At 49.6% G+C, this 24,977-nt stretch carries 30 protein-coding genes and 1 tRNA gene; 25 read left to right on the plus strand and 6 right to left on the minus strand.

The features are described from left to right. Positions 1-291: 291 nt before the first annotated feature. Positions 292-379: transfer RNA gene (locus LVQ76_RS10315), tRNA-Ser, on the minus strand. Positions 380-585: 206 nt separating this feature from the next. Here LVQ76_RS10315 and ghrA point away from each other — a divergent pair. The 4 genes from ghrA (at position 586) to LVQ76_RS10335 (ending at position 3,520) form a co-directional block, all read left to right on the plus strand. Further along, a complete protein-coding gene (gene ghrA, locus LVQ76_RS10320; RefSeq protein WP_232921580.1) occupies positions 586-1,527 on the plus strand; it encodes a glyoxylate/hydroxypyruvate reductase GhrA in 942 nt (313 codons plus the stop codon). Positions 1,528-1,608: 81 nt separating this feature from the next. Continuing rightward, the gene (locus tag LVQ76_RS10325; protein ID WP_232921581.1) at positions 1,609-2,346 is read left to right on the plus strand and encodes a phosphatase; all 738 of its coding nucleotides are present in this window, start codon (positions 1,609-1,611) and stop codon (positions 2,344-2,346) included. 37 nt (positions 2,347-2,383) lie between these two features. After that, complete coding sequence (locus LVQ76_RS10330) at positions 2,384-2,938, plus strand: TorD/DmsD family molecular chaperone (protein ID WP_064517763.1); 555 nt, start codon at positions 2,384-2,386, stop codon at positions 2,936-2,938. Between the two features lie 102 nt (positions 2,939-3,040). Beyond that, the gene (locus LVQ76_RS10335; RefSeq protein WP_232865576.1) at positions 3,041-3,520 is read left to right on the plus strand and encodes a DUF1097 domain-containing protein; all 480 of its coding nucleotides are present in this window, start codon (positions 3,041-3,043) and stop codon (positions 3,518-3,520) included. Positions 3,521-3,564: 44 nt separating this feature from the next. Here LVQ76_RS10335 and csgG read toward each other — a convergent pair whose 3' ends face one another. Genes csgG through csgD form a run of 4 tightly spaced genes read right to left on the minus strand, consistent with a single transcriptional unit; the run spans position 3,565 to position 5,922 of the window. Next, entirely contained in the window at positions 3,565-4,398 is an 834-nt protein-coding gene (csgG, locus tag LVQ76_RS10340; RefSeq protein ID WP_154149421.1) for a curli production assembly/transport protein CsgG, read from the minus strand. Between the two features lie 41 nt (positions 4,399-4,439). Then, positions 4,440-4,853, minus strand: a complete 414-nt coding sequence (csgF, locus tag LVQ76_RS10345) for a curli production assembly/transport protein CsgF (protein ID WP_154149419.1) — start codon at positions 4,851-4,853, stop codon at positions 4,440-4,442. Positions 4,854-4,862: 9 nt separating this feature from the next. Next, positions 4,863-5,252: a curli production assembly/transport protein CsgE gene (gene csgE, locus LVQ76_RS10350; RefSeq protein WP_154149417.1), complete on the minus strand. Its 390-nt coding sequence runs from the start codon at positions 5,250-5,252 to the stop codon at positions 4,863-4,865. 4 nt (positions 5,253-5,256) lie between these two features. Next, positions 5,257-5,922 (minus strand): biofilm master transcriptional regulator CsgD, encoded by a 666-nt coding sequence (gene csgD / locus LVQ76_RS10355; protein WP_232865575.1) that lies wholly within the window; start codon positions 5,920-5,922, stop codon positions 5,257-5,259. A gap of 767 nt (positions 5,923-6,689) precedes the next feature. Between csgD and csgB the strand changes: the two genes are divergently transcribed. The 21 genes from csgB (at position 6,690) to LVQ76_RS10460 (ending at position 22,675) form a co-directional block, all read left to right on the plus strand. Then, a complete protein-coding gene (csgB, locus tag LVQ76_RS10360) occupies positions 6,690-7,145 on the plus strand; it encodes a curli minor subunit CsgB (protein ID WP_232865574.1) in 456 nt (151 codons plus the stop codon). Positions 7,146-7,193: 48 nt separating this feature from the next. After that, positions 7,194-7,577 (plus strand): curlin, encoded by a 384-nt coding sequence (locus LVQ76_RS10365; protein ID WP_232865573.1) that lies wholly within the window; start codon positions 7,194-7,196, stop codon positions 7,575-7,577. Positions 7,578-7,639: 62 nt separating this feature from the next. Beyond that, on the plus strand, positions 7,640-7,969 hold the full coding sequence (gene csgC / locus LVQ76_RS10370; protein ID WP_154149409.1) for a curli assembly chaperone CsgC: 330 nt from the start codon (positions 7,640-7,642) through the stop codon (positions 7,967-7,969). A gap of 112 nt (positions 7,970-8,081) precedes the next feature. After that, the gene (locus LVQ76_RS10375) at positions 8,082-8,399 is read left to right on the plus strand and encodes a YmdA family protein (protein WP_232903891.1); all 318 of its coding nucleotides are present in this window, start codon (positions 8,082-8,084) and stop codon (positions 8,397-8,399) included. A 217-nt stretch (positions 8,400-8,616) separates the two neighbouring features. Then, positions 8,617-9,339, plus strand: coding sequence for a beta-ketoacyl synthase chain length factor (locus LVQ76_RS10380; RefSeq protein ID WP_232903890.1), 723 nt, complete (start codon positions 8,617-8,619; stop codon positions 9,337-9,339). After that, positions 9,339-10,109, plus strand: coding sequence for a lysophospholipid acyltransferase family protein (locus tag LVQ76_RS10385; RefSeq protein WP_232921582.1), 771 nt, complete (start codon positions 9,339-9,341; stop codon positions 10,107-10,109). The genes LVQ76_RS10380 and LVQ76_RS10385 overlap by 1 nt, the downstream gene beginning before the upstream one ends. Before the next feature lie 38 nt (positions 10,110-10,147). Then, complete coding sequence (locus tag LVQ76_RS10390; protein ID WP_064517787.1) at positions 10,148-10,420, plus strand: phosphopantetheine-binding protein; 273 nt, start codon at positions 10,148-10,150, stop codon at positions 10,418-10,420. A gap of 19 nt (positions 10,421-10,439) precedes the next feature. Then, positions 10,440-10,688, plus strand: a complete 249-nt coding sequence (locus LVQ76_RS10395) for an acyl carrier protein (protein WP_064517788.1) — start codon at positions 10,440-10,442, stop codon at positions 10,686-10,688. A gap of 3 nt (positions 10,689-10,691) precedes the next feature. Beyond that, positions 10,692-11,261, plus strand: coding sequence for a COG4648 family protein (locus tag LVQ76_RS10400; protein WP_232865569.1), 570 nt, complete (start codon positions 10,692-10,694; stop codon positions 11,259-11,261). Continuing rightward, positions 11,254-12,570: an AMP-binding protein gene (locus tag LVQ76_RS10405; protein WP_232921583.1), complete on the plus strand. Its 1,317-nt coding sequence runs from the start codon at positions 11,254-11,256 to the stop codon at positions 12,568-12,570. Before LVQ76_RS10400 ends, LVQ76_RS10405 begins: the two co-directional genes overlap by 8 nt. Beyond that, complete coding sequence (locus LVQ76_RS10410; protein WP_232921584.1) at positions 12,557-12,907, plus strand: ApeI family dehydratase; 351 nt, start codon at positions 12,557-12,559, stop codon at positions 12,905-12,907. The genes LVQ76_RS10405 and LVQ76_RS10410 overlap by 14 nt, the downstream gene beginning before the upstream one ends. Then, positions 12,898-14,592 (plus strand): glycosyltransferase family 2 protein, encoded by a 1,695-nt coding sequence (locus LVQ76_RS10415; RefSeq protein WP_232865566.1) that lies wholly within the window; start codon positions 12,898-12,900, stop codon positions 14,590-14,592. The genes LVQ76_RS10410 and LVQ76_RS10415 overlap by 10 nt, the downstream gene beginning before the upstream one ends. Beyond that, positions 14,586-15,011 (plus strand): acyl-CoA thioesterase, encoded by a 426-nt coding sequence (locus LVQ76_RS10420; protein WP_232921585.1) that lies wholly within the window; start codon positions 14,586-14,588, stop codon positions 15,009-15,011. Before LVQ76_RS10415 ends, LVQ76_RS10420 begins: the two co-directional genes overlap by 7 nt. Beyond that, a complete protein-coding gene (locus LVQ76_RS10425) occupies positions 15,004-15,609 on the plus strand; it encodes an outer membrane lipoprotein carrier protein LolA (protein WP_064517799.1) in 606 nt (201 codons plus the stop codon). Before LVQ76_RS10420 ends, LVQ76_RS10425 begins: the two co-directional genes overlap by 8 nt. Beyond that, positions 15,581-17,899: an MMPL family transporter gene (locus tag LVQ76_RS10430; protein ID WP_232921586.1), complete on the plus strand. Its 2,319-nt coding sequence runs from the start codon at positions 15,581-15,583 to the stop codon at positions 17,897-17,899. Before LVQ76_RS10425 ends, LVQ76_RS10430 begins: the two co-directional genes overlap by 29 nt. Continuing rightward, complete coding sequence (locus LVQ76_RS10435; protein ID WP_232921587.1) at positions 17,899-18,474, plus strand: DUF3261 domain-containing protein; 576 nt, start codon at positions 17,899-17,901, stop codon at positions 18,472-18,474. The genes LVQ76_RS10430 and LVQ76_RS10435 overlap by 1 nt, the downstream gene beginning before the upstream one ends. Positions 18,475-18,476: 2 nt before the next feature. Beyond that, on the plus strand, positions 18,477-19,649 hold the full coding sequence (locus tag LVQ76_RS10440) for a beta-ketoacyl-[acyl-carrier-protein] synthase family protein (RefSeq protein ID WP_232921588.1): 1,173 nt from the start codon (positions 18,477-18,479) through the stop codon (positions 19,647-19,649). Next, positions 19,642-20,100 carry a hotdog family protein gene (locus tag LVQ76_RS10445; protein ID WP_232921589.1) on the plus strand — a complete coding sequence of 153 codons (459 nt, stop codon included), beginning with the start codon at positions 19,642-19,644 and terminating at the stop codon, positions 20,098-20,100. Before LVQ76_RS10440 ends, LVQ76_RS10445 begins: the two co-directional genes overlap by 8 nt. A gap of 12 nt (positions 20,101-20,112) precedes the next feature. Continuing rightward, complete coding sequence (locus LVQ76_RS10450) at positions 20,113-20,844, plus strand: 3-ketoacyl-ACP reductase FabG2 (RefSeq protein WP_232865562.1); 732 nt, start codon at positions 20,113-20,115, stop codon at positions 20,842-20,844. Beyond that, positions 20,841-22,070 carry a beta-ketoacyl-ACP synthase gene (locus LVQ76_RS10455; RefSeq protein ID WP_232865561.1) on the plus strand — a complete coding sequence of 410 codons (1,230 nt, stop codon included), beginning with the start codon at positions 20,841-20,843 and terminating at the stop codon, positions 22,068-22,070. The genes LVQ76_RS10450 and LVQ76_RS10455 overlap by 4 nt, the downstream gene beginning before the upstream one ends. Then, positions 22,061-22,675 carry a 4'-phosphopantetheinyl transferase superfamily protein gene (locus LVQ76_RS10460; protein ID WP_232921590.1) on the plus strand — a complete coding sequence of 205 codons (615 nt, stop codon included), beginning with the start codon at positions 22,061-22,063 and terminating at the stop codon, positions 22,673-22,675. Before LVQ76_RS10455 ends, LVQ76_RS10460 begins: the two co-directional genes overlap by 10 nt. Here LVQ76_RS10460 and LVQ76_RS10465 read toward each other — a convergent pair. Further along, positions 22,665-24,968: an Orn/Lys/Arg family decarboxylase gene (locus LVQ76_RS10465; protein ID WP_232921591.1), complete on the minus strand. Its 2,304-nt coding sequence runs from the start codon at positions 24,966-24,968 to the stop codon at positions 22,665-22,667. The genes LVQ76_RS10460 and LVQ76_RS10465 overlap by 11 nt on opposite strands. Between the last annotated feature and the right edge of the window lie 9 nt (positions 24,969-24,977).

Genomic DNA, 24,977 nt, shown 5'->3' on the forward strand with positions numbered 1-24,977 from the left:
CCAAATGCTAAAGCATTTGTCGAACCTCGGGTCGAGGGTTCTCACCCATCTCTCCACGGGTTTCGGGCGAAAAAAAAGCCCGCATTTACATGCGAGCTCTTCTTTAAATATGGCGGTGAGAGAGGGGCTGACTGCGCTGCGCTTGCCCTACGGGCGTCATGGCCGCGAGCGTCCCTGACGTCCAAATGCTAAAGCATTTGTCGAACCTCGGGTCGAGGGTTCTCACCCATCTCTCCACGGGTTTCGGGCGAAAAAAAAGCCCGCATTTACATGCGAGCTCTTCTTTAAATATGGCGGTGAGAGAGGGGTTCGAACCCTCGATACGTTGCCGTATACACACTTTCCAGGCGTGCTCCTTCAGCCACTCGGACACCTCACCGTTTTGTTGTTCCCTGACATCTGGAACGGGCGCTAATGTAGGGAAAAGAACGGCCTGCGTCAATTCACTTTTGAGTAAATCTGGTGCGTTCAGCCAAACTTCAAGCAACTTGCTTCTTAAAACAGCATTACACGCTGATTTTTTATTACATTCATCTCATGTATTGTTTAGGGCTGCGCGTAAGCCTAAGAATAAATGGAGAAAGCATGGACATTATTTTTCATCACCCAACATTTAATACGCAACTGTGGCTGGAAGGTATGCAGCAGCAACTTCCTGGTGCCACGGTTCGCCAATGGCATCCTGGTGATAACCAGCCTGCGGATTACGCCCTGGTGTGGCATCCCCCGGTGGAGATGCTCAGTGGGCGCGAGACGCTGAAAGGGGTATTTGCATTGGGAGCGGGAGTGGACTCTATTCTGAGTAAGCTTCAGGCTCATCCGGATATGCTGCCAGCAGGTGTTCCGCTATTTCGCCTGGAAGATACCGGTATGGCGCTGCAGATGCAGGAATACGCGGTGAGTCAGGTATTGCACTGGTTCCGTAGGTTCGATGATTATCAGGCATTAAAGCAGCAGGCAAAATGGCAGCCGCTGGATGATTATCGCCGTGAAGACTTCACTATCGGGCTGCTTGGCGCGGGTGTACTGGGCGGGAAAGTTGCAGAAAGCCTGGCGGCCTGGGGGTTCCCGGTGCGTTGCTGGAGCCGCAGCAAAAAAGAGTATCCGGGCGTAACCAGCTTTGCGGGTACTGAACAACTGGGTGACTTCCTTAAAGGCACTCGTGTGTTGATTAACCTGCTGCCGAATACTCCCCAAACTGTGGGTATTATTAACAGCCAGTTGCTCAATCAACTAGCGGATGAGGCTTACATTATGAACCTGGCGCGTGGGGTGCATCTGGTTGAAAGTGATTTGCTCGCCGCTCTTGAGAGTGGAAAAGTGAAAGGGGCCATGCTCGATGTCTTCGCCAAAGAGCCGCTTCCTGTGGAAAGCCCGCTATGGAAACACCCGCGTATTGCCATAACCCCACATCTGGCAGCCGTCACCCGTCCTCAGGAGGCAATGGAATATATTGCCAAAACGATCCGCCAGATTGAAAACGGTGAGTCGCCGAGTGGCCAGGTTTCTTTGCATCACGGTTATTAATGCACAGCCCGGCTTGCGCCGGGCTAAAAAACCACGGTGATAACTGCTATCCTTGCGAGAAAGACATATAAGGAGAGAGCCATGTATCCCGTTGACCTGCATATGCACACCGTCGCCAGCACCCACGCCTATAGCACCCTTCATGACTACATTGCGATTGCTAAAAGCAAAGGTATCAAGTTGTTTGCTATCACCGATCACGGCCCGGACATGGCTGACGCGCCTCATTACTGGCACTTTGTGAATATGCGCATCTGGCCGAGATTGGTTGATGGTGTCGGTATTTTGCGTGGTATCGAATCTAATATAAAAAATATCGCTGGTGAAATTGACTGCACCGGGCCGATGTTGGACTCACTGGATCTGATTATCGCTGGTTTCCATGAGCCTGTTTTCCCGCCTCAGGATAGTGCTACTCACACCGAAGCGATGATTGCTGCAATGGCGAGTGGCAATGTCCACATTATCAGCCATCCAGGAAACCCCAAATTCCCGGTCGATATTCCTGCTATAGCGCAGGCGGCAGCAAAATATAATGTCGCGCTGGAGCTCAATAACTCCTCATTTACTCATTCACGTAAGGGCAGCGGCCCGAACTGCCGTGCGATTGCTGCCGCAGTACGTGATGCCGGTGGCTGGTTATCGTTGGGTTCAGATTCCCACACCGCCTTTACTCTCGGGGATTTTGATGAGTGCCGCAAAATTCTCGACGAAGTTGAGTTCCCTGAAGATCGTATTCTGAATGTTTCAGTCGCCCGTATGCTTGGCTTCCTCGAAGCTCGCGGTATGGCGCCGATCGAAGAGTTCGTCACACTTTAATTTCTGTTTTTAAATCTCTACTAAATGGATCGTTAGCATGAATGAGTTTTCAATTATTTGCCGCATTTTAGGATCACTTTATTATCGCCAGCCTCAGGATCCGCTTCTGGTTCCGTTGTTGACGATGATCCGCGAAGGCAAACTGGCAGAGCACTGGCCGCTGGAACAAGATGAGTTACTGACTCGTCTGCAACAGAGCTGCGATCCTCAACAGCTGGCTGCTGATTACAATGCGCTGTTTGTTGGTGAAGAGTGTAGCGTGCCGCCTTATCGCTCAGTATGGGAAGCAGGCAGTAATGAGGGCGATGTGCGCGAGTTTCTAAAACAGCGCGGCATGCCGCTTGCCGAAACACCAGCCGATCATTTTGGGACTTTGTTGCTGGCAGCTTCCTGGCTTGAAGATCAGTCACAGGAAGATGAGTTTGAAGCGCAAGTTCGCTTGTTTGACGACTATCTGATGCCGTGGGCTGGCACTTTCCTTGGCAAAGTCGAAGCACATTCTACAACGCCGTTTTACCGCACACTGGCGTTAATTAGCCGTGAAGCCATTCAGGCAATGCGCGATGAACTTGAAGAATCCGACGATGAGTAATGTGATTTAAATCACATATAAAGTGCAACTTTGATTTTTGGTTTACAAAAAATGTGCGGCAGATCGTGGTTGAACTATAAGGCTCTGCTATGATGTGCCGCTATGAACATACTTATCTCTCTTGCATTGACCACCGGTATTCTCTCTGGCCTCTGGGGTTGGGTTGCGGTGAGTCTTGGTTTAATCAGTTGGGCAGGCTTCCTTGGTTGCACCGCATATTTTGCGTGTCCGCAAGGCGGTATCAAAGGTCTTTTCATTTCTGCATGCACATTATGTAGCGGCGTATTATGGGCTCAGGTCATCATTCACGGTAGCGCGATCGCGCCTCACCTGGAGATTTTGGGCTACATGGTTACCGGCGTTGTGGCATTTCTGATGTGTATTCAGGCTAAGCATATGTTGCTCTCGTTTGTGCCGGGTACATTTATTGGTGCTTGCGCGACCTTTGCAAACCAGGGTGAATGGCGGATTGTCGTGCCTTCTTTATTACTTGGTCTGGTGTTTGGTTTTGCAATGAAAAATAGCGGACTGTGGCTTGCAGCACGGAAAACGAAGTCTGAATCTCAAGTGATAGCCGAATAAATAAAAAAACCAGCCGAGGCTGGTTTTTTACTATCTGTTGATTATCAAGATTCAGGAGGTACGGACATCTCTCTGTATTTAGCCAGTATCGGATTGTTAATATCTTTCGGATTTTGTAGATCCCACAAGCCGCGATTAATACCATCATTAACCAGATAAATAACCCCTGTTTCTATTGCTGACATCAGACACATCATTACAGGTTCATTGGTGGTGTAGCCGATTTCACCTTCCAGTAATCGTTGATAATCAACGAAACGGAATACCCCGGCCTGCACTTCATAAGACAAAATTGTTTTGCTGGTATTGACCGATGACAATACTTCACCGGTACTAACATTTACTACTCGTAAATTCACTGCTATTTGATCAAGCTGATATTGTGTCTCGCCACCGATACCAAAGTAGCGTGCGCCAACACCGCCCGATTTCACGTTGCTTTCATAACCGATAATTGAACCTTCAACCATCACGTTTGCCGCTATTAGAGAATCTAGTGGTCTACGGTTGTTCTCTGCAACGGTGCCATTTTCCTGAGCTGCACGAATGATCTTACGTTCGTTTAACAGGTTTTGCAGGCCCTGACGTTCCAATGGAACAAACCAGCGTGAATCTTTTAAAGCAGTAACCAACATAGAGGTTGCGCTCTGTGGTACCGCGGTTGAGAAGTTACTTGCAGGATAGGGTTTAAATTGCCCTGTTTCATCCTGAATATTATAAACTGAGACAAATAGCTTACCTTTTGTCGGTGGTAAGTGGGTTAAGTCACGGTAACTTTGTGCCCGAGGCAAAAGTGTTGGTTTCGCAGCTTCTTTAGGTGGTGCGGTTAAACAACCACTTAATAAACACACTGCTACGATGAGAAGTAAGCGCTGCATAATGTTTATCCTTAAATACTTTTTTTGTCGTTTAATGCCCACTAAAAATTAGTAGCGTTGTTTTGTAATCCTGAGACATCAATTATGGAAATCTGGCCAGTTTTACGGTCAGTGACGCTAAGTCGTAACTGACCATCAACGTTAGCAATGTCTACGATAAAGTCGTTTGTGACCATCCGGCCTGGTTTACCGGTATTTATATTGGTCAATAACCCACCGAGCAGCTGCGACTGAATTGCGGAAGTAAAACTATCCAATGCAGAAGGCGCGGTATAACCAAAATCACTTGAGCTAGGGTCTTTATAGGAATTCTGAGCCTGTGCCTCATTAAGTAAAAAGGACCCATTATTTGGGTTACCACCAAAATTAGGGTTTATAAACTGAAAAGTCATATTTCCTCCCCAGGATAAAGGGGATATCAGCAGTAAAGATAAAACTGCATGAGTGATACGCATGACAGCCTCCTAAAATTCGTCGCTGGTTAAATCACCGGTACTCAATAATGTTTTATCAATTTGCCGGCGTTTAATTGCTTCATCAGTCTGGATTAATGCAATAGTGACATTTCGGTCAAAATCACGTTTTGAGGGGAATAAAAAAGCCTGATAGATGACATCCTGATCAACAGTAATGGTTATCCAGCTTCCCCAACGGGCACTGGGCCGCTCATTTATGGTTAAGTTTCCGGTAAAACTGCTTTCCCACTTGTCACTAAAGGCACGATAAAACTCATGCCCTACAGATGAAACGGTGTGATCCGTCAACAATCCGGGAACTTCCACTTCTACGGCGCGAGCGCCCCCGGAGGCGCAGACTAATACTGACGCCAGCAGTAAAGCAGCTTGTAATTTCATCGCCTTATCGCCTGAGATTATCGTTTGCCCAGGAAACCGCCTGAGTGCGATTTTTTACGGATATCTTTTTGAAAAGGTTATAGAGATGCGTTTTTACCGTATTTTCACTTATAAATAGCGACTGAGCGATTTCGATATTCGAGGCGCCAATACGCAATTTATTAAGTATTTCCTTTTCACGGTGAGTCAGAAGGGAGGACTCAACATTATTGAAACGATAATTCCCTGAGTGATTAATAAGATAGCTGGCTAACTTTTGCGAGAAGTAGCATTCTCCATCCATTACACCACGGATACCTTCTACCACACGCGGTTCTTCCTCTGACATATAAAACACACCATTAATATGTGGCCAATTTTCTATGTCACGGAATTGATACTCTTCAGGAGTGTTTAATAACAACAACTTAATGCTGTTATGTTTACGACTTAAGTTATCTTGCCAATAGTTAATCAGCTTTTTATCGGCCTCGACCATATCGAAAAGCACCACAACATTTCCAGCGACCTCTTCAAGAGAGCGTTGAATATTATGAAGTTTCCCATTTATAGAGAGTGAGGATTTTAAATGCTGTAATAACGCAGTAGCTTGTAGCGAGGGTTTTGTGATCAACAATAAACTTTGAGCACTTAACGCCTGACTATTTATTGTATGGGCTTCATTAAACATGATGAAACTCCGTCCGAGTTTGCGCATCAATCAGCTGAATTAACAGAAAGTTAATTCACCAGAAGTACTGATAGGTGCTGCACTGCTGTGTTTGAAATTAATATAACACTGTCAAATATCGTTAAGTTACGACCTGACTTAATGTGTTAAACAAAATGTTACTGCTGATTTCAATCTAGCGGTTACTAATCTTAAAGCAAGTGTTAAAGCTGTTACAGGATGTAACTGTAGATATTAAAATGTTGCAGGTGGAGATTTTTTCTATTTAGTTTTAGCACTAAAGTTGTACATAAATTATAAGTTGCATAGTTTTAAAAATCATACAAATAAGTATATATCATTGATTTGTATTGATTATTTATTTTTATCCTTATGCGTTTTTCAACTTAACACATGTAAATTGTTGGCATTACATTCGCAGTTGTTAGCTGTCTTAAGAAAACTCATCACCGTGACATGGACACACTAAAAATTGCCAAATAGCAGTCTTTAAATTCAACCAGACGGCAAATCCATGCTTGATAAATGTGATGAATTTAAAAAACATACGCGAATTAAAATAATCGTTTTTGAACCCTTTGTTGTATTTGGTTTTTTTTACTCCACTAATACTTTGTAATGAGTGGAAATATAAAAATACAACATGCGGGTGAGATATTTTAAATGTTTCGACGGACATACTCATTTTCGTAACGCAGAGATAACATTTCTTCTCAACGTTTACGGCAAGTGTTATTAGTAGAAGTATTTAGACCCAGGGTGACAACATGAAGAACAGATCGTTACTTGTGATGTTAGCATTGTTGGGAACGCCTGGTTATGTTCTTGCAAATAATCCCGATCTTGCCAGATCAGAATATAACTTTGCGATGAACGAATTAAGTAGGTCATCGCTAAATCAGGCAGCAATTATTGGTCAGGCTGGCAATTATAATAATGTCAACGTTGACCAGAATGGAAGCAAGCAATTAGCACTGGTCTCTCAGACAGGTTCTTCTAACAGAGCTAATGTTGAACAATCAGGGAGTTATAATCTTGCTTATATTTCACAAGTTGGCAGTGCTAACGATGCGAATATTGAGCAAACAACTTCGGGTAATACTGCTTTAATTAAACAGATAGGTTCTGGTAATAAAGCAAATATTATCCAAACGGGTACTGGTTATACCGCAGTTGTAGTGCAAGTAAGGTCACAAATGGCAGTCCGTGTTGTCCAAAGATAATACACTAGCTATTTGGGCTTAAATTATCAATCCGATGGGAGTTTCACCATGAACTTTATTAAAGTAGCAGCAATCGCAGCAGCATTGGTGGTTTCGGGAAGTGCACTGGCTGGTCAAATCTATCAGGGCGGACATGGTAGTAGTGGTGGTCATGGCAATTATGGCGACACCAATCAAGGTCTGACTGTGACTCAACTTGGTAATTTTAACGGCGCTAACGTTAACCAAAGTTCAAAATCCAGCAGCCTTGATCTACTGCAAAGCGGTAATAATAACCAGGCTAATCTTGTTCAGGCAAGTACTCGTGCCGAATTGAATGTCCAACAATACGGCAACTTTAACGGTGCCAATGTGACACAAGCTACAACTGGCGCTTCGGCAGCTGTAACTCAGTCTGGCTGGGGTAACCAGGCCAATGTCTATCAGCACTAACTGCTAATCCAGACAAAAAAGAACAGGGCCTTTATGCCCTGTTCTTTTTATTGGGGGAAACTATGCACACATTACTTTTATTAGTCGCGCTAAGTAATCAGCTTGCTTTCGATACCCAGCAGCAGGGAGATATGTACACCATCGTACCTGTCGCTACGCTTACTCAGGACTGCCAGTGTTCCTACAAATTCACCGCGCTACGTTCCGGCTCAGGAGGGCAAAGCAACAGCACCCAAAGCGGGAATATTTTTATAAAAGCGAATGAACCTGCCAGGTTAACGCGGATGAGCATGAATATCTCTCCTGGAGATAATGTGACCATTACGGTAACCGTGTCGGATGGAAAAGATATTCATCTGGAAAAAGAGTGGGCTCCGCCGGGCAATGTTTAATAAATGTTGCGATTATGTAGATTTTATTTCTTCTATATACCAGGTTTTAACTGTAGCGTTCACCGTTTTGTGCCGATAACCCTCATACCACTTCAGTTGAGGAGTCCGTAGCGTGAAAACAGTAAGCTTGAGACGTTCATTGCTTTTGCCTATTTTTGTTCTTGCTTTCCCTTTACTTAATGCTCATGCCAGTGGTGGTGTGATTCATTTTCAGGGGGCAGTAGTAGAAGATGGTTGTCGTTTATCGCAATCACCTCAGGCACAGTCAGTTAAATTTTCCTGTACCCAAAACGGAAAGCCAGTTGTTCAGACCATTGCACTCAATAAGCTGAATAATTATACGGCTGGTGGCGATGCTCCGTTTTCTACCAAAATGCGCTACATTGACGCGCAACACCAACTGGCAGTGCTGGAAGTCACATACCGTTAGAATCCGCGGCCTGTGATTAGCAGGCCGTTGGAATTGATGTATGAATATTTATTTCCCAGTCATTTTTGTTACTATTCCCCGCCGTTGATGAATTCAACACGCGCAAAATATAAGCGGCTTAAGAAAAATCCCGTAAAATTAAGACTTATTTTATAGTCGGCATAAATTCGAAGATATATATCTGACGGGACGTCGCAGATGATTGATGGTACAGAGCATGAAGTTAGCGTTTAACATTGTCGACTGGCAGGCCAGTGCACCAGGTTTATCTGAACATGATGACTGGCAGGCATGGGGGAAAACCGCAGCGATTATTGATATTTCATCCCCGATTGCCAAAAGTCGCCATCTACCTATGATGACTGCGCGCCGTCTGGCATCAGGTAGCAGGCTTGCTGTTGATTGTGCCCTTGCTATTTTGTCCCGACAAAATGTTGATGCGTTGGTTTTTTCCAGCCGCCATGGTGAGCTGGAGCGAAACTTTCGGATTTTAACCGCATTAGCGTGCGAAGAAAGTCTCTCACCAACTGATTTTGCGATGTCAGTACACAATTCAGCGGTAGGCAATACCACGATTGCCGCCCAACAAGCATTGGTTTCGTCCTCTGTTTCTGCGGGTTTTGACAGCTTTGCGCAGGCATTAATTGAAGTGGCATCGCTGCATCACTCCGGGTATCAACGCGTGATGCTGGTGGATTTCGATGGGCTGATTCCTGAGTTTTATCACTCTCATCTTCCAGATGAGACGGTCAGCATGCCATTTGCGGTGGCCTTGTTGCTGGAAGCTGGCTCGCAGATCCAGTGTGATACAACACCGAGCCAAACCCCTGGTGCGCAAGGTTTACCGCAGGGGCTGGCATTTTTGCACGGCTGGCTCAGTGACGAGCAGACCTTTACCCTTATTGGTGAACGCCTGTGCTGGCGTTGGAGTCGTCATTAATGTGGGGGCGCTTAGAGTGGTGCTGGCGCGTGCTGATGACCGGTTGGTTGTTCATTCTGTTTGGTAGCGGTGGCCTGGCGTTGTCACTGGTATGGTTTAACTTGCTGTTACTGTTTGTTCGCGATAATGGCAAACGCCGTGAGATTGCTCGCCGTAGCATCTCCGCCAGTTTCCGGCTATTTTTACGCATCGGACGCCTGCTTGGCGTGTTTGATTATCGCTTCGAAAATTGTGCGCAATTAGCAAACGATCATGGATGTTTGATAGTCGCAAACCACCCGACGCTGCTCGATTACGTGTTTATTGCTTCTCAGGCGCCGCATATTGGTTGCCTGGTGAAAGCAAGCCTTGTGAACAATCCCTGTTTTCGCGGCGTGATTAAAGCCGCTGACTATCTGGTTAATAGTCAGGGCGAAACATTACTTCCTGAAAGCCAGAAACGCGTAGCGGCAGGGGAGGCGATACTGATTTTCCCGGAAGGGACGCGTACCCGTCCGGGTGAACCGCTGGTTATTCAGCGAGGTGCTGCGAATATTGCTGTGCGTTGTAGATGTGAATTGCGTCTGGTGCATATTCATTGTGACCAGCGTTATCTGGACAAACGCAGCCGCTGGTACCAGATACCTCAGCGCAAGCCGATGATTACCGTGAGTGTTAAACAGCGGATCGACAGCCAAAGCTTTATGGCAAACCAAGACGATGCCCCGACGATTGCGGCGCGCCGCCTTAGCCAATTTTTAAGTCAGGAATTGGTTCCTGACCCTTTTTAAAAGTCTACTCAGATAGACTCTAAGACTCGGATGGTGATATGCAATCTCTAGAGACCGATATTAAACAACTCATTATCGACACCCTGAATCTCGAAGAGATAAGTGTCGATGAGATTGAAAGTGAGGCTGCGTTATTTGGTAACGACGGCCTTGGCCTTGATTCCATCGATGCTCTGGAATTGGGTCTGGCGGTTAAAAAACGTTATGGTGTGGTGTTATCCGCAGAAAACGAAACGATGCGTGAACATTTTTACTCGGTCGCGAATCTGGCCGCATTTATTAATAGTCAAAACCCTGCGCACAGCGCCTGATTGAAACCACGAGTACGCTATGAATAAAGAAGATATTTATCAGGAAGTCACCGGGTTACTGGTTAAGTTATTTGAACTCTCTCCTGAGCAAATCACCCCGCAATCTCGTCTCTACGAAGATTTGGATCTCGATAGTATCGATGCGGTAGATATGGTTGTGCATCTGCAAAAACGCACCGGTAAAAAAATCAAACCGGAAGATTTTAAAACGGTTCGTACCGTACAGGATGTCGTAGACGCGGTTGAGCGTTTGCATAGCGGGTCTTAAAGCGTGCTGGCAAAACGTGCGCTAAGTATTGTCGGAGGGCTAGCCGTAATAGGTTGGCCCTTTGCCGTCTGGTTAGCCCTTTCATATCCAAAATTACACATTTTGCTGCCTATTCTGGCGTTGTGCTTTGTGCTGCGTTTGTGCGCATTGCGTGGCAAAACGGGTGCTTTGAGCCGTGCGTTCAAAGGGCTGGCCATTGCGGGAGCGGTGTTATCTCTTGCCAGTATTTGGATGCGTGAAGCACAGCTGTTGCTGTGGTATCCGGTGGTGGTCAATGTGGTGATGCTGGCACTATTTGGTGCCTCGCTGTGGAGTAGCCAATCTTTGATTGAACGCCTGGCTCGTTGGCGTGAAGGGGATTTACCGGCAGCGGGTGTGCGATATACCCGTCGCGTGACGCAAGTGTGGTGCATTTTCTTTATCCTGAATGGCAGCATGGCACTATTCACCTGCCTTGCGGGTAACATCCACTGGTGGACATTGTGGAATGGAATGGCGAGTTACCTGCTGATGGGGGCGTTATTTGCCGGTGAATGGTTGGTGAGGCAGCGGGTGAAACGTCGCTATGAATAATCCTTTACCACTAAAGCTGTGGCTAAGCGGTCGCCATCCGCAACATGTTGTGGCGTTTGAAGGGGCGCATCTTTGGACCCAGGCCGATTTAATCGCTGATGTTCAGCGTATTTATGGCTGGCTAAAAACACAGCCGGGCGATCGCTGGGCGCTTTGTCTTGATAACAGCTACGCCTTTATTACCGCGCTTTTGGCGACACTGCATGCGGGTAAAACCCCAGTGATCCCTGGGCATTGCCGGGAAGCACAGCTTCGCGAACAGCAAATGCATTTTTGCGGCGTCATTAGCGATGTGCCGCTCAACCTTAACTGCCCGGTGATAAACCCGCAAACTCTGGCGTATACGGCAGTCCAATCCTTCGAACCGGTTCATGTCGATGCGGGTGTGGTGCTATTTACCTCGGGCTCTACTGGTGAACCTGCGCAAATCTTCAAAACGCTACAAGCGTTGGATGAAGAGATCGCCTGGCTTGCGGCATTGTGGGGCGAAAAGCTACGTGATTGTCGCGTGGTGGGCTCGGTGTCACACCAGCATCTCTATGGTTTTACTTTCCGTGTGATGCTGCCAATGGCCCTTGGTCTTGCCAGTGATGCTGCAATGATTCACTTCCCTGAGCAACTGGTGGCGTATTCAAACCATCCTTTATTGTTTATCAGCAGCCCGGCATTTTTAAAACGCCTCGATGCGAACCTCGCGGCTCCAACTTTTAAAAGCGTGATTTCCGCCGCCGGGAAACTCGATGACGATACCGCGCAAAATGCGCGAGCGTGGCTTAAAACACCGGTATCAGAAATTTACGGTACCACCGAAACAGGTGTGCTGGCATGGCGGCAACATTCGCAAATCTCGCCTGAATGGCAGCCCTTCCCGGAAGTGCGTTTTACCCCGCAGAGTGATGGCTGGCAGATTGAGTCAGCATTGATTCATCACCGATGCGTGCAGTTAGACGATATTCTCGAATTTAGCCCGCAGGGAAGTTTTCGCTTATTAGGTCGCCGCGATCGCATTATAAAAATCGAAGAAAAGCGTATCTCATTGAGTGAAATCGAACGCCGATTACTGGCGCTCCCCGGTATTGAGGATGCCGCTGTCGTTCCCATTATGCGCGGTAACCGAATTGCGCTGGGGGCGGTGGTGGTTGCTTGTGAACAAACGGCTAATAAACAACTCTGGCGTGAAGCACTCCGCGCCTGGCTTGAGCCAATAGCTATTCCACGTTATTGGCGCATCGTTGAGCTTATTCCGCACAATAGCCAAGGCAAGCGTTCGTGGGTGCAATTACAGGAGTTATTTGATGAAACCCGTTGAGTTACAGCGCTCGCAACCCGAAGCAGGAAAACTGTGCCTACGTTTAGCAGTTCCGGCAACGGTAGGCTGGTTCGCTGGCCATTTTCCCACTCAACCGTTATTACCTGGCGTGGCGCAGCTCGATTGGGTCATGGCTTATGGAGCGACACTTGCACCGGGAATGCGCTTTTGTTCGATTGATAGCGTTAAATTCCAACGCCCGATTGTGCCGGGCAGCGAACTTGAGCTGAATCTGCAATGGGATGCTACGCGTTGCGTATTGAGTTTCACTTACACCCTGTTAAACGAAGAGGGTGGTGTTGCTGCCAGCAGCGGGAAAATTAAGCTATGTCCGTAACGACCACGGCTTTTCGCCCTTGTGTGGTGATCCCATGTTATAACCACGGCGCGACAATGGCGGTGGTGCTGAAACGTCTGCAACCTTTTGCACTGCCAGTGATTATTGTTGATGACGGTAGTGATGCTGCAACAAAGCAGGAACTGGCGCAGTTAACCGGAGTCACCCTTATCCATTTGGAAACCAATCAGGGAAAAGGGGAGGCAGTCATTACCGGCCTTAAAGCGGCGTCACAGGCAGGGTTTAGCCATGCTATTCAACTTGATGCTGACGGGCAGCACTGCATTGAAGATGTCCCTCGCTTTTTAGATGAAGCGCGCAAGCATCCTGGCTGCCTGATTTCTGGAATGCCGGAATACGATGATTCTGTTCCAAAATCGCGTCTTTACGGGCGCTATGTCACGCACGTTTGGGTGTGGATTGAGACTCTGTCACTCTCGTTAAAAGACAGCATGTGTGGGTTCCGTGTTTATCCGTTGGCGGCAACGCTTGCGGTTATTGCGAAACACTCCCCAGGTAAACGCATGGATTTCGATACCGAAATTATGGTGCGTTTATATTGGGCTGGCACCGACAGCCATTTTTTGCGCACGCGAGTGATTTATCCGGCAGATGGCCTGTCGCACTTTGACGCACTTCGCGACAACTTGCGCATCTCGTGGATGCATACGCGACTCTTCTTCGGCATGTTACCGCGCGTTCCGGCATTACTCTCGCGTCGTCGAAAGAGCACTCATTGGGCGCAAGTGCCAGAACGTAAGGGGCTGGCGGGAATGCGCTTAATGTTGAATATCTACCAACGTCTGGGGCGGCGTGCATTTAACGCATTGCTCTATCCGGTGGTGGCGTGGATGTGGTTAACCGGCGGCACGCAGCGTAAGGCATCACAGCAGTGGTTGGCTCAGGTTCGTCAACAGGCACAATGCCTGGGCGTCACACTGCCCACAGGGTTAAACAGCTATCGCCACTTCTTACGCTTTGGTGATGCAATGCTTAACAAAATTGCTGCCTGGCGTGGCGACATTCTCTGGGGGCGTGATATCGAGTTTGCCCCCGGTAGCCGTGAAGTTTTACAACCGCAGGCCGGGCAGGGGAAGTTAATCCTCGCCGCACATCTGGGTGATATCGAAGCCAGCCGCGCACTGGCTCAGGTTGAGGCTGGGCTTGTGATTAATGCGCTCGTCTTCACTGACAACGCCCAACGCTTTCGTCAGATTATTGAAGAAATTGCTCCACAGGCCGGTGTGAATCTGCTGCCGGTTAGCCATATTGGCCCGGAAACTGCCATGCTTTTACAAGAAAAACTCGATGCCGGGGAGTGGGTCGCGATCGTCGGTGATCGGGTTGCCGTTAACACGCAACGTGGTGGTGAGCGGCGCGTATGCTGGAGCCAGTTTATGGGCAACCAGGCCCCTTTCCCGCAAGGGCCGTTTATTCTTGCCGCCGCATTACGATGCCCGGTCATTTTGATGATGGTTTTGCGTGAACAAGGCAAACTGCGTATTCATGCTGAGAATTTTGCCGATCCTTTGGTGTTGCCACGTGCAACTCGGCAACAAGCACTACAAGAACATATTGATAATTACGCGCGTCGTCTGGAGTGTTACGCACTGCGTTCGCCGCTCGATTGGTTTAATTTTTATGATTTCTGGCAATTACCTCCAGAAAAGGAGTCCGGATGTTAAATGACCCACGTTTTACTGTGGAGGTCAGCATCAAAGTCCCATTCCATGATGTCGATGCGATGGGCGTTGTGTGGCATGGCAACTATTTCCGCTACTTTGAGGTGGCGCGCGAAGCATTGCTCAACCAATTTGATTATGGCTATCGTGCCATGAGTGAGTCTGGCTTTGTCTGGCCGGTTGTCGACACTCGAGTTAAATACCGTGATACGGTGAAATTTGAACAACAGATTCTGGTGCGCGCAACGGTACTCGAGTATGAAAACCGCCTAAAAATCGGCTATGAAATTGTTGATGCCCAAACGGGCATACGCGCTACATCGGGTTACACCATCCAGGTTGCCGTTGAGGCAACAAGCGGAGAACTTTGTTTCGTCTCCCCTCAGATACTTTTTGAACGCATGGGCTTGAGTCATGAATAAGATTATTTTAATGGCTTTGCTGTGTATCAGCTTTATGGCGAACGCAATTACCCTCGATGACGTGCAACGTAGCTTTGCATCGCAGCCGGTGGTGCGGGCAAAATTCCAGCAAGACCGTCAAATTAGCGGAATGGCGCAACCGCTGCATTCCAGCGGTGAAGTGTTGATCGCTAAAAGCAAAGGCTTGTGGTGGCAGCAACAACACCCATTCCCGATGACGCTGGTGCTTGATGATAGCCACATGGTGCAGGTCATGGGCAGTCAGGCCCCGCAAATCATTACCGCAGATAGCAACCCGCAAATGTTCCAGTTCAATCATTTGCTACGCGCTCTATTCCAGGCCGACCGTAAAGTGCTTGATGAAAACTTTTCCAGCGCCTTTACCGACCAGGGCAATGGCAAATGGCAACTGGTCTTAACGCCAACTACGACGCCGCTCGATAAGCTGTTTAGTACGATTACCCTGGAAGGCGATAAATACCTTAATCGCATTGCACTGAATGATTTGCAGGGCGATTTTACGGAAATCACCTTTAGCGACCACCGACTAAACCCACGAAAATTGACTCATGAAGAGCAGCAGCGCTTCGCTTTCTAATATGCATCGTCGTCTGGCATGGGGCTGGCTTGTGATAGTCACTGTGCTGGTGGTGTTGCTCGCAACTTTGTTGCCAAAGGCGCGGCTCGACAGCAGCGTGCTGTCCCTGTTGCCCGCCAGCAGCCTAGGTAAAGTCCCAGCACAAATCGAGAACGGTTTTCTGCAACGTCTCGACAGGCAAATGATGTGGATGGTCAGCCCCGGCAATCAACCAGATCCAGCCGCGGCCCAATGGTGGCAAACGCAACTGCAACAGCAGCCATTCCTTGCGGGTGTGCAGGGGCCAATGGATGCAAAAGGCCAGCAGGAGTGGGGGAAATTCTACTTCGAGCATCGCAATGGCCTGGTTGATAACCAAACTCGCGGTCGTTTGCAAAATGGTGGCGAAGCGCAGGCTCAGTGGGTGTTGTCGCAACTGTACTCGGCGTTTTCTGGGGTCAGTGGTAAAGAGTTGACAAACGATCCGCTGATGCTGGTGCGTGGGTCTCAACTGGCGCTGCAACAAACGGCCAGTCAGATGCGATTGATGAACGGCTGGCTGGTGGGACGTGATAAACAGGGGCGTTACTGGTACTTGCTGCATGGTGAGCTGAAAGGTTCATCGTTTGATATGCAGCAGGGGCGCAAAGCGGTTGAGCAACTGCAAGCCTTGCAACAAAACCTGAAACAGCACTTCCCGCAGGCTGAAGTGATGTCACGTGGCACGCTGTTCTACAGTGATTACGCAAGCCAACAGGCAAAGCATGATGTTTCAACGCTTGGCCTGGCGACGGTGATTGGCGTGTTGCTACTGGTGCTTGCGGTGTTTCGCTCAGTTCGGCCTTTACTATTGTGTGTCACATCGGTTGCGATTGGAGCACTGGCAGGCACCGCTATCACACTACTTTGCTTTGGTGAACTGCACCTGATGACGCTTGTTATGAGCATGAGCATCGTTGGTGTTTCGGCCGATTACACGCTCTATTACCTTACCGAACGAATGGTGCATGGCCGTGAAAACTCACCCATCGCGAGTTTACGCAAAGTGCTTCCTGCTTTACTGCTGGCGCTGGCAACAACCGCTATTGCCTACCTGATTATGATCCTCGCGCCGTTCCCCGGTATTCGCCAACTCGCCGTTTTTGCCGCCAGTGGTTTAATTGCTTCCTGCCTGACGGTGGTTTGCTGGTACCCGTTTGCGGTGCGCGGCTTGCCGGTTAGGGCTGTGCCTTATAGCCGGTTACTTACTGCCTGGCTTGATGCATGGCAGAACAAAAAAGCGGTGCGCTTTGGAGTACCGTTTGCGTTGCTGGTGGTTAGCCTCGCGGGAATGGCATCCTTAAAAATCAATGACGATATCGCCAGTTTCCAGGCATTGCCGCAGGATCTGGTACGTGAAGAGCAGGCCATTACCGCTTTGACCGGGCAGGGCATGGATCAGAAATGGTTTGTGGTTTATGGCGACACCGCCGAGCAAACGCTGCAACGCCTGGAAAAACTGGCTCCTGAACTTGCAGAGGCTAAAAAGCAAAAAGCTATCGATAGCTACCGCCTGATTCCGTTAGCCTCTCTTGAGCAGCAACAGGCGGATTTGCTTCTGCTGCGCGAAGCCGCACCCATTTTGCAAAAACGCCTTGCCGAAAGCGGCATTCCGGTGACAGCGCCCAATTTACAGCAGATGGCAGTGACCCCGGATCTTTGGCAAAAGAGCGTGATCAGTAGCGGCTGGCGCTTGTTGTGGTTATCGCTGCCGGACGGTAAAAGCGGTGCGCTGGTGCCAGTAAATGGTGTTCACAATAGTGAATTTCTTGCCAACATTGCGGCAAAGTTACCTGGGGTAAGTTGGGTCGACAGAAAAGTGATGTTTAACGAATTATTCAGCCACTTCCGTAGTTTGTTGACTATTTTACTGGCAGCGGCTGTTGTGGCGATTGCCATCAGCTATGTGCTGCGACTTGGTGTAAAACGCGGGTTATTAAGTGTGGTACCTTCGCTGTTATCGCTGGGTTGTGGGCTTGCAGCACTTGCCTTCAGTGGACATACATTAAACCTGTTCTCGCTATTGGCGCTGGTGCTAGTCCTCGGGATTGGCATCAATTACACGCTGTTCTTTAGTAACCCACGCGGCACCCCGTTGACGTCGCTTCTGGCAATAAGTGTGGCATTGCTGACCACACTCTTCACATTAGGCATGCTGGTCTTTAGCCAGACTCAAGCTATCGCAAGCTTTGGCATTGTGCTCAGTTGCGGCATCTTCTGTGCATTCCTGACTGCCCCCTTAGCCCTACCTACTCAGGGAAAGAGAGAATAATGAAAATACTTCCTACACTGGCATTGTTGCTTGGCTCCTTATTATTGAGTGCGTGCAGCACAACAAAACCAGATAGCTCAAGGCCGCAGGCTTGGTTAAAAGCCGGCACTTTAGTAACGTTGCCCCCGCCTGGGATTTCGCCGTCAATTACCCAACAACAATTGCTGACTGCGCAAGTCAAAGGCAAAACCCAATCATTGATGGTGCTGCTCAATGCCGACCAGCAGAAAATCATGCTGGCTGGTTTGTCGCCATTAGGGATTCGTTTATTCCGCCTGACGTATGACAGTCAGGGCGTGAAAACCGAGCAGTCAATGACGTTGCCAGAATTGCCTCCAGCAAGTCAGGTTCTTGCCGATATTATGTTGAGCTACTGGCCGATAAGCGCCTGGCAGCCGCAGTTACCTAAAGGCTGGACATTAAAAGATGTCGATTCCCGCCGCGAACTGCGCGATGACCAGGGGGAGTTGATTGAGACAATTCATTATCTGATGCGTAACGGTAGTCGACAGCCGGTGAGCGTGCACCATCATCGTTTCGGTTATGTCATCAGTATTCAGCATCTGGACAGCTAAATATGATTACTCTATCTGCTGCCGGAATGGTCAACGCCCTGGGCAACAATCTTGACGAAATCGCAGCAAATTTGCAGGCCAACACGGCACCAGGTATGGGGCCAGATACCAATGGCTGGTTGCAGCAGGGCAAATGTTGGGTCGGGCGTGTATGTGGCGAATTACCAGAAATAGCGCCAGAAATGGCGCAGTTCAATAGCCGAAATAACCGTCTGTTATTGGCTGCTCTGACACAAATTCGCCCGCAGGTGGATGACGCCATTGCACGATACGGAAACGAGCGCGTGGCAGTCGTGTTAGGGACCAGTACTTCCGGGCTTGATGAAGGTGACCGTATGGTCAGCGGCAGCCACGAAGGTTCTCCGCCCGCTTCTTATTATTATGGCCAGCAAGAGCTTGGCGATCCCTCACGTTTTCTGAGCGACTATTTGCAACTGTTTGGCCCGGCGTTGACCATTTCAACCGCCTGTTCTTCCAGCGCGCGAGCAATGATTACCGGTAAAAGGCTGATTGAGTCGGGAATGGTGGATGCTGCGATTGTGGGTGGCGCAGATACCCTCAGCCGGATGCCTATCAACGGTTTCAATAGTCTGGAGTCATTAAGTAACGTGCGCTGCAAGCCGTTTAGCGCCGAGCGCAACGGCATTACCATTGGTGAGGCTGGCGCCTTGATTTTACTCACCAAAGAGCCGGGGAAAGTCTGTTTACTGGGAGTGGGTGAGTCGTCTGATGCCTGGCATATGTCAGCTCCACACCCGGAAGGAACCGGGGCAATTCGCGCAATTGAAATGGCGCTGCGTGAGGCCAGAATCGGGGCGCATGATATTGGCTATATTAATATGCACGGCACTGCCACGCGTCTGAATGACGAAATCGAGGCCAAAGTGGTGAATCAACTTTTTGGTGAAAGCGTGCCTTCAAGCTCTACTAAGCATCTGACCGGGCACACATTAGGTGCCGCAGGGGCTTGTGAAGCGGTGCTCTGTTATTTGCTGTTAGCGCGCGACTTACTGCTGCCTGCGCAAGATTTCACTGACGCGCATCAAGACATGAGCCTTGCGCCCTGTGGTCTACTCACCGCGCCACAACCATTCCTCAAACCGATAATGCTATCGAACTCATTTGCTTTTGGCGGCAATAATGCTTGCCTGATTTTTGGAGTTTCTCATGACTGATTTTCTTGCCCCACAACACTACTTACCGCACGAAGCACCAATGTGCTTGCTCGAATCGGTAGTGGCGGTGGAACAAGAAAGTGCGCATTGTCAGGTAACGGTGAGCAACCTCGGTGTGCTTGCACCTTTTCTTGATGGGAAAGGCAATTTACCGGGCTGGTTTGCTATCGAATTGATTGCCCAGACGGTCGGCGTGTGGTCAGGCTGGCATGCGAAAAAAAACGGTGAAGAAGAAAGCCTGGTTGGAATGCTGCTGGGTGGGCGTGGAATACGCTGCCCGGCTGGCGCCTTCCCACAAGGCGCGTTACTGGAATGCCACGTCACGCTGCTGATGCGTGATGAAAAGATTGGTAGTTTTGAAGGACAAATTCTCGCGGACGGCAACGTACTAGCGAGCGGGCGAGTTAATACATATCAGCCTGATAATAATGAATTAAAACAATTATTTTGATGAGATAGCAAGATGACACAGACGGTATTAGTAACCGGCGCCAGCAAGGGGATTGGCAAGGCGATTGCTCTGGGGCTTGCCGCCGACGGATTTGCAGTAGTGGTGCATTACCATCGTGACGAAGCGGGTGCCCAGCATACGCTTGAGCAAATTACGGCTCAGGGTGGAAAAGGGCGGCTGATGCAGTTTGATAGCTCAGACCGTAGCCAATGTCGCAACGTCCTCGAGGCTGATATCGAAACTCACGGTGCGTATTGGGGGGTGGTCAATAATGCGGGTATGACTCGCGATGGCGCATTTCCTGCACTCAGTGATGATGATTGGGATGGTGTTATTCGTACCAATCTCGACAGTTTTTATAATGTAATTCAACCCTGCGTCATGCCGATGATTGGTCTGCGCAAAGGTGGGCGAATCATTACGCTCTCGTCGGTTTCTGGCCTGATGGGCAACCGTGGTCAGGTGAACTATAGCGCCGCAAAAGCGGGCATTATCGGTGCCACTAAAGCGCTGGCTATAGAACTGGCGAAACGCAAAATCACCGTTAACTGTATCGCACCGGGCTTGATTGATACCGGCATGGTTGAAATGGAAGAGGCGGCGCTAAGTGAGGCGATGCGCATGATTCCGCTGCAACGCATGGGCCAGCCTGAAGAAGTGGCAGGACTTGCGCGCTATTTAATGTCACCGGTTGCAGGTTATGTCACACGCCAGGTTATCTCCATCAATGGAGGTATGTTGTGATTCGCCGTGTAGTAGTAACTGGAATGGGTGGCGTGACTGCTTTTGGCTCTCACTGGCAGGATGTGGCTGCGGGCTTGAAGTCTGGTAAAAACGCGGTCCGTCATATGCCAGAGTGGCAAATTTACGATGGGCTGAACACCATGCTCGGTGCGCCGGTCGATAATTTTACGTTGCCGGAGCACTACACGCGAAAGCGTATTCGGGCGATGGGGCGCGTTTCGCTGCTCGCGACCAGGGCCACGGAACTTGCGTTAATTCAGGCGGGTTTGCTCGACGACCCTATTCTCACCAGTGGCGAAACTGGCATTGCCTATGGTTCTTCGACCGGTAGCACCGGGCCGGTGAGCGAGTTCGCCACCATGCTCACTGAAAAACATACCCGCAATATTACCGGCACGACCTATGTGCAGATGATGCCGCATACCGCAGCGGTCAATACCGGATTGTTTTTTGGCTTGCGTGGGCGGGTGATCCCAACCTCCAGTGCTTGCACGTCAGGTAGTCAGGCGATTGGTTATGCCTGGGAAGCGATTCGCCATGGCTACCAGACAGTAATGGTTGCGGGGGGAGCTGAAGAGTTATGTCCTTCGGAAGCGGCAGTATTTGATACGCTTTTTGCCACCAGCCAGCGTAACGACCAGCCAAAGAGCACACCGTCACCGTTTGATAAACAACGAGATGGGCTAGTCATTGGTGAAGGTGCAGGGACGTTGATCCTTGAAGATCTCGATCATGCCCTGGCACGTGGCGCGACGATCTATGCTGAGATTGTCGGTTTTCATACCAATTGTGATGCAGCACATATCACGCAGCCGCAGAAAGAAACCATGCAAATCTGTATCGAGCGCGGCCTGGTTTCGGCGGGGCTTGAGGCTCGCGACATTGGGTACATTAACGCCCATGGCACCGCAACCGATCGTGGTGATATTGCGGAAAGCCACGCTACGGCGGCAATTTTTGGTGCCAATACGCCTATATCTTCACTGAAAAGTTATTTGGGCCATACGCTCGGTGCCTGTGGTGCGCTGGAAGCATGGATGAGTATCGAGATGATGCGTGAAGGTTGGTTTGCCGAAACACTCAACTTGACTGAGCCAGATGAGGCGTGCGGTGAGCTCGATTACATCATGGGTGAAGCGCGTAAAATCGACACTGAGTTTGTGCAGAGCAATAATTTCGCCTTTGGTGGAATTAACACGTCACTGGTGATGCGCCGTTGGCGGTAAACGGCTATCACCTGGCATTCGCCGATGCGGCGTGTTTAGCGGGTGATGTACTCGCTACACGCTGGCTGTCACCTCAATTGCTGGAAGAAGCACCTGTGGGGTTACGCCGCGCAGAATGGCTGGCTGCCAGAATTTTGCTGGCGATGCTGCTCAATGACGGCCCGTTACCTAAACTGGAGCGGGGTGCTCACGGCAAACCGTTTCATCCGGCACTACCTGCTTTCAATATCAGTAACACAGGTTCATCTGTTGCGGTGCTGGTGGGTGAAGGGGATGTGGGGTGCGATATTGAGTTCATTCGCCCGCGTGCGCGTTTTATGGCGATTGCCCGGCATAGTTTTAGTGCGCCACTTTGTGATTGGCTAGAATCGTTGCCTGAAGATGAAAAAATGGTGTCGTTCTGGCGCTTGTGGACGGCGCACGAGGCGGTGCTCAAACAGCGCGGAGGAACGGTCTGGCAAATGAATCAGCTCAATTTACCGCTGGAGTCACTTTGCCCGCCAGACCGATATCTTCATCATGTTTGCGTCGAGAACCGGCTGATCGCGTGTTGCGGCGAACAGCCTTTTCCCGAGATTTTTTCCCCTGAGCTAATTATTGTTTAAGCGCCCAGATGTGATAAACCCCATCAATTAACTCTGCTCCTTCCAGTTCTTTCTCAAAACCAGGGAATTTCTCGCCCCATTGCGCGATGCTGTGAATGTATTTCAGCCACGGCCCGTCCGCTGCGCCGAAGCTTTCACCAGGCATCACAATCGGAATGCCCGGTGGATAAGGGATCACACCGACGGCGGAAATCCGGTTCGGTAATTGGTCGATAGGTAAATGGTCTGCTTTGCCTGCCATATGTTGTTGGAAGGCAATGCGCGGACGTTTTGCCGGCACGGGAATATTGCCAAACGCCTCTGCCTGCAGTTTGTCCATCTGGCTGGTTTTCATGTAGTTAAACATCTCATCGCACAGATCTTTTAGCCCCATACCCGCATAGCGTGCGGCGTCCGCACTGATAAGGTCGGGCAAGCAACGTTTGAGTTGCGTGTTGTTGTCGTAGTCATCTTTAAACTCCAGCAACACGTTAATCAACGTGCCCCATTTGCCTTTTGTTACGCCGATTGAGAACAGGCACAGCACCATAAAATCGGTAGTTCGCGAGGGAACGATCCCACGCTCGCCAAGGTAGGCGGTCACCATCGCGGCCGGAATACCTGACTCAAGTAAGTTGCCATCATCTCCCATCCCGGGAGCAAGGATCCCTGCTTTGATCGGATCAAGTAAACACCACTCATCTTCCAGTTGCTCAAAGCCATGCCATTTATCCCCAGGCTTGAGTGTCCAACAGGCGGGATCGGTGGTGAGTTGCTCACGTGAGGCTTGAACAAACGGCACTTCAGCACCGGATGCATCGGTAATGGTTGGCGCATTCCATGGCGAGAAGAACCACTCGCCTTTTTTGGCAAATGCGGCATGCACTTTTGCCAGCGCAAGACGGAAATCTACCGCTTCAACGATAACTTCCTGGGTCAACGCTTCACCCTGGCCGCCATCCATCATCGCTGCACCGATTTCGTTGGAAGCGATAATCGCATACAGCGGGGAAGTGGTGGCTTGCAGCATATATGATTCGTTAAACCGCGAATGCTCGACGGGCTTTTTGCCGTTGCGAATATGGATGTATGAGGCTTGCGACAGTGCTGCCAATAGTTTGTGTGTGGAGTGAGTAGCAAAAACCGTTGGCCCATTACGGTCGAAGTCTTTCGGATCTCCACGCATGGCAAAGCGACCTTTGTACATCGGATTGAAGCGGGCGTAGGCATACCATGCTTCGTCGAAGTGAATCTGGTCAACGCTTTGCGCCAGCAACTCCTGCGCCGCTTCGGCGTGATAACACATACCGTCATAAGTACAGTTAGTCACCACGGCGTACACGGGTTTATCGCTCACTACTTCATGCTTGAGTGGGTTGGCATCAATGGCTGCACGAATGCTTTCTGGCGTGAACTGGCGCTTCGGAATCGGCCCGATAATGCCAAAACGGTTGCGCGTCGGCACGAAATAGACTGGCAGCGCCCCCGTCATCACTAACCCTTGTTCGATGGACTTATGGCAATTGCGGTCGCACAGCGCAATCTCCAATTCGCCCACAACCGCCTGCATAATGGCGCGGTTAGAACCGGAGGTGCCATTTAACACCGAATAGCTTTGATGTGCGCCAAACACCTCGGCTGCGTAAGTTTCTGAGGCTTTAATGGGCCCGCTGTGGTCAAGCAGCGAACCCATGGCTGCGCGTTCAATACCGGTATCTGTGCGGAACAAGTTCTCCCCGAAGAAATCGAGAAACTCTCGTCCCACCGCCGATTTAGTAAAGGCAACACCACCCTGATGTCCCGGTGCCGCCCATGAATATTCCGGGTTTTCCAGGGTGTAATTAAACAGTGCGCGGGTGAAAGGTGGGAGCAGTTGTTCGTAATAGCGCTGGATCAGCGAACGTGCACGGGCAGCAATAAATTCGGCAGTATCTTCATGCATCCAGACGAACTCATTCACCAGCCGCATTGAATCGAGCGTTAATGTATCGACGCAAGAGTGCTCGGCCATTAACAGCACCGGCACACTCTTATTGCGGCGGCGAATAGTTTGCAACAGCGCGAAAGCCTGGCTGTGGGATTGGTCGTCATTGCCGCCGGAAGTCCAGTCAACAAAAATGCAGCACAGTGAGGCATCGGAGGTGACCGTTGCGATGCCATCTTCAAATGTTGCCGCTGAAATCACGGCAAAGTTGTTCTCTTCAAGCGCCTCGATAAGCTCTGCCACTGCGCGCCCGTTGGCGGTGTTAACGTCCTGAATACTGCTATCGACCACCAGAATTTTACGTTTTTGATGCGTGCCTAAATCAAGCATAGCGATCTC

This window comes from Buttiauxella cochleicola (assembly GCF_021283185.1).
In the GTDB taxonomy this organism is placed as follows: domain Bacteria; phylum Pseudomonadota; class Gammaproteobacteria; order Enterobacterales; family Enterobacteriaceae; genus Buttiauxella; species Buttiauxella massiliensis.

What these genes read in the sequence shown, in the direction of transcription:
- ghrA (WP_232921580.1), top strand. Translation starts at nt 586, where the DNA reads ATGGACATTATTTTTCATCACCCAACATTTAATACGCAACTGTGGCTG.
- LVQ76_RS10325 (WP_232921581.1), top strand. Translation starts at nt 1,609, where the DNA reads ATGTATCCCGTTGACCTGCATATGCACACCGTCGCCAGCACCCACGCC.
- LVQ76_RS10330 (WP_064517763.1), top strand. Translation starts at nt 2,384, where the DNA reads ATGAATGAGTTTTCAATTATTTGCCGCATTTTAGGATCACTTTATTAT.
- LVQ76_RS10335 (WP_232865576.1), top strand. Translation starts at nt 3,041, where the DNA reads ATGAACATACTTATCTCTCTTGCATTGACCACCGGTATTCTCTCTGGC.
- csgG (WP_154149421.1), bottom strand. Translation starts at nt 4,398, where the DNA reads ATGCAGCGCTTACTTCTCATCGTAGCAGTGTGTTTATTAAGTGGTTGT.
- csgF (WP_154149419.1), bottom strand. Translation starts at nt 4,853, where the DNA reads ATGCGTATCACTCATGCAGTTTTATCTTTACTGCTGATATCCCCTTTA.
- csgE (WP_154149417.1), bottom strand. Translation starts at nt 5,252, where the DNA reads ATGAAATTACAAGCTGCTTTACTGCTGGCGTCAGTATTAGTCTGCGCC.
- csgD (WP_232865575.1), bottom strand. Translation starts at nt 5,922, where the DNA reads ATGTTTAATGAAGCCCATACAATAAATAGTCAGGCGTTAAGTGCTCAA.
- csgB (WP_232865574.1), top strand. Translation starts at nt 6,690, where the DNA reads ATGAAGAACAGATCGTTACTTGTGATGTTAGCATTGTTGGGAACGCCT.
- LVQ76_RS10365 (WP_232865573.1), top strand. Translation starts at nt 7,194, where the DNA reads ATGAACTTTATTAAAGTAGCAGCAATCGCAGCAGCATTGGTGGTTTCG.
- csgC (WP_154149409.1), top strand. Translation starts at nt 7,640, where the DNA reads ATGCACACATTACTTTTATTAGTCGCGCTAAGTAATCAGCTTGCTTTC.
- LVQ76_RS10380 (WP_232903890.1), top strand. Translation starts at nt 8,617, where the DNA reads ATGAAGTTAGCGTTTAACATTGTCGACTGGCAGGCCAGTGCACCAGGT.
- LVQ76_RS10385 (WP_232921582.1), top strand. Translation starts at nt 9,339, where the DNA reads ATGTGGGGGCGCTTAGAGTGGTGCTGGCGCGTGCTGATGACCGGTTGG.
- LVQ76_RS10390 (WP_064517787.1), top strand. Translation starts at nt 10,148, where the DNA reads ATGCAATCTCTAGAGACCGATATTAAACAACTCATTATCGACACCCTG.
- LVQ76_RS10395 (WP_064517788.1), top strand. Translation starts at nt 10,440, where the DNA reads ATGAATAAAGAAGATATTTATCAGGAAGTCACCGGGTTACTGGTTAAG.
- LVQ76_RS10405 (WP_232921583.1), top strand. Translation starts at nt 11,254, where the DNA reads ATGAATAATCCTTTACCACTAAAGCTGTGGCTAAGCGGTCGCCATCCG.
- LVQ76_RS10410 (WP_232921584.1), top strand. Translation starts at nt 12,557, where the DNA reads ATGAAACCCGTTGAGTTACAGCGCTCGCAACCCGAAGCAGGAAAACTG.
- LVQ76_RS10415 (WP_232865566.1), top strand. Translation starts at nt 12,898, where the DNA reads ATGTCCGTAACGACCACGGCTTTTCGCCCTTGTGTGGTGATCCCATGT.
- LVQ76_RS10420 (WP_232921585.1), top strand. Translation starts at nt 14,586, where the DNA reads ATGTTAAATGACCCACGTTTTACTGTGGAGGTCAGCATCAAAGTCCCA.
- LVQ76_RS10425 (WP_064517799.1), top strand. Translation starts at nt 15,004, where the DNA reads ATGAATAAGATTATTTTAATGGCTTTGCTGTGTATCAGCTTTATGGCG.
- LVQ76_RS10430 (WP_232921586.1), top strand. Translation starts at nt 15,581, where the DNA reads ATGAAGAGCAGCAGCGCTTCGCTTTCTAATATGCATCGTCGTCTGGCA.
- LVQ76_RS10435 (WP_232921587.1), top strand. Translation starts at nt 17,899, where the DNA reads ATGAAAATACTTCCTACACTGGCATTGTTGCTTGGCTCCTTATTATTG.
- LVQ76_RS10440 (WP_232921588.1), top strand. Translation starts at nt 18,477, where the DNA reads ATGATTACTCTATCTGCTGCCGGAATGGTCAACGCCCTGGGCAACAAT.
- LVQ76_RS10445 (WP_232921589.1), top strand. Translation starts at nt 19,642, where the DNA reads ATGACTGATTTTCTTGCCCCACAACACTACTTACCGCACGAAGCACCA.
- LVQ76_RS10450 (WP_232865562.1), top strand. Translation starts at nt 20,113, where the DNA reads ATGACACAGACGGTATTAGTAACCGGCGCCAGCAAGGGGATTGGCAAG.
- LVQ76_RS10465 (WP_232921591.1), bottom strand. Translation starts at nt 24,968, where the DNA reads ATGCTTGATTTAGGCACGCATCAAAAACGTAAAATTCTGGTGGTCGAT.